This window comes from Candidatus Eisenbacteria bacterium (assembly GCA_035712145.1).
Classification (GTDB): Bacteria; Eisenbacteria; RBG-16-71-46; order RBG-16-71-46; family RBG-16-71-46; genus DASTBI01.
On sequence record DASTBI010000155.1, the window covers coordinates 1 to 2,041 of the forward strand.

Here is a 2,041-nt window from a genome sequence, read left to right on the forward strand (position 1 = left end):
CGGCAGGCCGGGGCGCAGAGCGCGCGGCGGTTTGGGCGTGTCCCGCAGGATCGAGGCCACGAGTTCTGCTTCCGAGCTCCCATTGAAGGGACGCAGGCCGGTCGCCATTTCGTAGAGCAGTACCCCCATCGAGAAGATGTCGGTGCGATGATCGATCTCACTGCCGGTCAATTGTTCGGGCGACATGTAAGGGATCGTCCCCAAGACAGCTCCCGTGCGTGTCGATGCCGTCGACACGGTCGTCTGTCCGGAGGACGCAATGGCGCCCAATCGAGCGAGCCCGAAGTCCAGCACCTTCGCTCGTCCGTCAGGTGTCAGCACCACGTTGGAGGGCTTCACGTCCCGGTGCAGGATGCCCTTGTCATGAGCGGCGGCGAGAGCGTCCCCCAGCGCGATGGCGATCCTCAGCAGTTGGTCCACGGGCATGCCGCCCTCGGGGATGAGTCGGTCGAGCGACTGGCCTTCAACGAGCTGCATCGTCAGAAAGTGAAAGCCGTCTGCCTCCTCGGCCGAGAACACGACGACGATCCCCGGGTGATCGAGCGCCGCGAGGGCGCGTGCCTCACGCCGGAATCGTTCGAGGAAATTGGGGTCGGAGGCGAGATCGGACTGCAGAACCTTGAGCGCGACCTCGCGGCCGAGGCGCTGATCCCGCGCGCGGTACACCTCTCCCATGCCGCCGGCGCCGAGCGGGCCGATGATCTCGTAGATGCCGAGGCGGGTGCCGCGTGTGAGCTGCATGGCGTGAATCTACCGCAGGTGCCCGAGTCGATGGACTGGCTACGACCTTGGCTACGAGAACCGTGTCAAAGCCTGCCCGCTCGTGTCCGCTCCTGTAGTTAGAGCGGCGTGGACACGCCAAGCTTGAACCCGTCCAGATCCTTGAACTGGAACATCCGTACACCCCACTCACGGTCCGCCGGCTCACTCAGCAGCGCCCCGCCCGCTGACAGGATCCGCGCAGCCGTTGCGTCGACATCCGCAGCGTCTGCCACATTGATCTGCAGATAGAAGCCCTGTCCCTTGATCCGATCCCAACCCATCTTGCCGTCGTCTTGAGTGAGGACGATGCGGCAATCACCCGCAGCGATGTCGGCGGCGACAACCTTCCCTTCGTTCTCGTACGTCTCAGCCACCTCGAAGCCGATGGCGTCGCGGTAGAAACGGATCGATGCCTCGAGATCCTTGCAGGTGATCGAGCAGCTTAGGTGGGTCGCGTTCAACACGGCAGTGGTCTCGGCCATTGTTCTCTCCGGTGGTGAGTGAACGTGCAAGTTCAAGTGAAGACAGGGACTCTACGGTGAGAACTGGGGCGACGTAAACCGCGGGTCGGCGCCGGGCGTCGTGTCGCCGGAGATCCCACTGCTCGCCGAGCCCGTGTACGACCGCTAACCCATCGTGCAGCACCGCTCAGCCAGGGCTGGCATCCGAGTGCGCGGGCGGATAGGATGCTTATGGGCGGTCATGCCGCGCTCCAAGGCATGAGCCTGGTTCCCAAGAACCAGCTTCCTACCATCAGTGCGTTGTGGGCGCCTTCTGGTTAGGGCCCCAATGCTTACGCTGAACAGTCTGACAGACCCATGGGTGGCCTGATCAACCCCAGCCTAAGGCGGCGTCCCAAGCGTGAAACGTAGTTTGACAACGGCAAATTGCGAGTGGCCGCGTGCTCAAATCCCGTAGGCGCTTCTCGATAGCCCGTTTCGCGGCCCTTGTCACCATCCAGTTGGTGCTTCTGGTTCTCGCCTTTCGCGCGTTCTTCCCGAACCTCTGGGCGATGAACGTGGCCGCTGGAGTGTCGGGCTTCTTGCTGGTCTTCCTCGGGATGCACCTGTTCATCGCGTTCTTTGAATGGTTTTTCCATCGCTATGTTCTTCACGGCGTAACGGTCTGGTGGCTGCAACGATTCGCAAAGGGGCATCGGCATCATCACAGCCTGACACCGATTCGTCTCCGGCCGTTGGGACCGGGCTCGGACCGTGTCGTCCTGAACGAGTATCCGATCACCCGCGAAGAGCAGTACCCGGATTCGGACTTCCCGGTC

The 2,041-nt window shown here is 62.8% G+C and carries 3 protein-coding genes; 1 reads left to right on the forward strand and 2 read right to left on the reverse strand.

Going from position 1 to position 2,041, the window contains the following annotated elements:
• The coding region (locus VFQ05_09620; protein HET9327018.1) for a serine/threonine-protein kinase at positions 1 to 741 on the reverse strand (741 nt) is incomplete at its 3' end.
• Between the two features lie 98 nt (positions 742 to 839).
• A complete protein-coding gene (locus VFQ05_09625) occupies positions 840 to 1,244 on the reverse strand; it encodes a VOC family protein (GenBank protein ID HET9327019.1) in 405 nt (134 codons plus the stop codon).
• A gap of 419 nt (positions 1,245 to 1,663) precedes the next feature.
• Between VFQ05_09625 and VFQ05_09630 the strand changes: the two genes are divergently transcribed.
• On the forward strand, positions 1,664 to 2,041 hold a 378-nt coding region (locus tag VFQ05_09630), incomplete at its 3' end, for a hypothetical protein (protein HET9327020.1).

What these genes read in the sequence shown, in the direction of transcription:
- VFQ05_09625 (HET9327019.1), bottom strand. Translation starts at nt 1,244, where the DNA reads ATGGCCGAGACCACTGCCGTGTTGAACGCGACCCACCTAAGCTGCTCG.